At 54.1% G+C, this 2,146-nt stretch carries 2 protein-coding genes; both read left to right on the plus strand.

From position 1 onward, the window contains the following. Positions 1 to 180: 180 nt before the first annotated feature. The gene (locus CO251_RS17055) at positions 181 to 1,401 is read left to right on the plus strand and encodes an MFS transporter (RefSeq protein WP_103377025.1); all 1,221 of its coding nucleotides are present in this window, start codon (positions 181 to 183) and stop codon (positions 1,399 to 1,401) included. A 118-nt stretch (positions 1,402 to 1,519) separates the two neighbouring features. Beyond that, on the plus strand, positions 1,520 to 2,146 hold a 627-nt coding region (gene ribD / locus CO251_RS17060), incomplete at its 3' end, for a bifunctional diaminohydroxyphosphoribosylaminopyrimidine deaminase/5-amino-6-(5-phosphoribosylamino)uracil reductase RibD (protein WP_146039128.1).

Consider the following 2,146-nt stretch of genomic DNA (forward strand, 5'->3'; position numbering starts at 1 on the left):
ATTAGAGGACTTTCGTGACTTCCCGAAGGGCCTGGCAAGCTTTCGTGGGGAGGACGGCGTCCCAATCCTGTTGGTCGGTGGGCGGGGCGGATATTTAAGTGCTTACCGAACCGAGAATGGCATCCCCCAAAAAGTGCGGACCGTTTACTTATAGCAACAAAGAGAAGGAGCGCTAAAGTTATGAAGTCGTCGAGTCGTTGGATGACCTCCCGCTTTGCCATTTACGCGACTGGTAACTCCATAAACAACGTTGGGAACTCGATGTATGCCATCGCCTTGCCACTTCTCGTCTATCATCTTACCCAGTCAAGTTTATCGATGGGGTTAACCGTAGCCTGCGAAGGCTGCTCAATGCTCTTCCAACCCTTTATCGGCACGTTGGCGGATGGCCTAAGCCCGCGATTCCTCCTGATCGTCTCTCTTCTTTATCAGGCCGCACTTGGCGCTGCGCTCCCTATTCTTTACTGGCAACACGATCTCACGACCTATATTATTTACGTTATTGTGTTCCTCCTTGGACTGGGCATGAATTCCTTACAGTCAGTGCAAACCGTTATTATTCCGATGATGTTCGGGGAGTCTAAAGACCAGGCAAGCGCAGGCCTGACGGCCGCCTACACGGTCACCACGATTATTGGGCCCTTGGCTGGAGCTACCGCTCTTGCTACGTCGGGGTACCAGGCACTGCTGTGGATCAACTGCTTATCGTTCCTAGCCCCCATCGCGTTACTTCCGTGGACGCGGGTACCCACTCGTTCCCATGCCTTGAAGGGCATCGCACGCGCACGGTCATCATGGTGGAACCAAACCCGCGAGGGGTTCCACGAACTCACACGTCACGGCTTCACAAAAAATCTGTTATTAAGCTTGATGTCGTTGCGCATGGCCAACGCCGCGATCCTCCCCTTGGCCGAGTTTATTCTGAGACATACGTTTGGCGTGGGTAGCGCGATTGTGAGTGGCGTTTTTGTTGTCGAAGGCATCGGTTCGTTTATCGGAACCCAATTGCCTGTCCGGCTTAAGCGGCTATCGACCACCTCGTTTCTGCTGTACATGGTTGCATTTAATGTTCTAGGACTTCTTTTCATGCTGTTCCCTGCCTGGCCTGCGGTGCCTGCGGGATTATTTCTCGGTGCCGTTGGATACTTGGGAGCGTCTGTGGCAAGAAACTTGCTTTTGCAAAACCATGTGCCTATCGAATTGCTCGGTCGAGCCAGCTCGACCTTTCGGACAGCCACAGGGGCCGTCGCCATCATTTCTCCGCTCGTGATGGGATTCATTACGACGATTTGGGGAGCCAACACGGCTTTAATCGTCTTGGCCGCTGTGGCCACAATACCCTTCGCGTCTTTAACCCGGCGCCCGAATCCCATCCGTGTTTCGAGCCATAAATTAGAATAGCCCTGTCCTCGAAGCCAAATGGAAAGGTACGGCAAGCTACCAAATTGGCCTGGAAGGCAGAGGTCAGAGGAACCAAACTTACACGAGGCTCATTCACATTGGAGAGGACAAAGGGAATATGACTAACCTATCTAGCAGACGCAAATTTATGCAGGAAGCTCTCAATGCCGCACGCCAAACGTCCGCCCGCGTGTCGCCCAATCCACGTGTCGGAGCCGTGCTAGTGAAGGGCGATAAGATCATTGCACGGGGATGGCACAACGGGCCCGGAACGGCTCACGCGGAGGTCATGGCCATTCACGCTGCGGGTCCTGCGGTCGCCGGCAGCACCCTCTATGTCACCCTGGAGCCTTGCAACCATTTTGGTCGCACCCCTCCGTGTACGAAGGCCATTATCGAAGCCGGAATTTCTAAAGTCCATGTAGCCCTTTCGGACCCTAATCCTCAGGTATCCGGACGAGGAACCGCCCGTCTGCGACAGGCCGGGATCGACGTGATTTATGATGACGAAGCTCAGGACGACGCCGCAGAGCTGAATCGGCCGTATCTCACTTGGATGACGAAGCATCGGCCGTGGGTGATGTTAAAGACCGCCCAATCGTTAGATGGCAAGGTGGCCTCTTCGTTTGGAGAATCCCAATATATCAGTGGTCCGAAGGCCTTGTCTTACGTCCATGATCTCCGCGGCGATTCGGATGCAATCCTTGTCGGTGTAGCAACAATCATCGCAGACAATCCTCAGCTC

It is taken from the genome of Sulfobacillus sp. hq2 (assembly GCF_002903155.1).
GTDB classification, from domain to species: domain Bacteria; phylum Bacillota; class Sulfobacillia; order Sulfobacillales; family Sulfobacillaceae; genus Sulfobacillus; species Sulfobacillus thermotolerans.

Bases quoted from the DNA above. Each gene is read 5' to 3' on its own strand.
- CO251_RS17055 (WP_103377025.1), top strand. From the start codon at position 181: ATGAAGTCGTCGAGTCGTTGGATGACCTCCCGCTTTGCCATTTACGCG.